At 60.9% G+C, this 409-nt stretch carries 1 pseudogene; it reads left to right on the top strand.

Going from position 1 to position 409, the window contains the following annotated elements:
* Positions 1 to 231: pseudogene (locus tag AC3A4M_RS22835) on the top strand (hypothetical protein); the annotation flags it as partial.
* Between the last annotated feature and the right edge of the window lie 178 nt (positions 232 to 409).

Here is a 409-nt window from a genome sequence, read left to right as displayed (position 1 = left end):
CCGTTCCCGGCAACGTCCGACTCACGGTCCACATCCGTGGGCAGCCTGGCCATCCACCGCTTCCAGCGCCCGGTCAGTTACCAGAACGTTCCGGCCGAACTCCTGCCGGAACCGCTGCAGGACAACAACCCGTGGAAATTGAACCGCCGCCTCGACGGCACATTCAATTCCGCTAAAGAGCCGGCTTATACCCGTGGATACCGCCCTCTGCGACATGGCGGGGCCAACTAATGCTGGCCTATCTGAGAAAGCGAATTCTCTCCAGCGCGTTGCCGTTGGTTGCAGTGATCGTGGGAGTGTTCGCGCTTGCCCGACTGACCGGTAATCCGGCAAACCTGTATTTGCCGCTGAATGCCACGGACCAGATGCGGGCGGACTTTACCGCCCGTCATGGTTTGGACCAACCGCT

The sequence above is a fragment of the Arthrobacter sp. Soil_C_60 genome, assembly GCF_057656375.1.
This window is presented reverse-complemented; position numbering and strand designations above follow the sequence as displayed.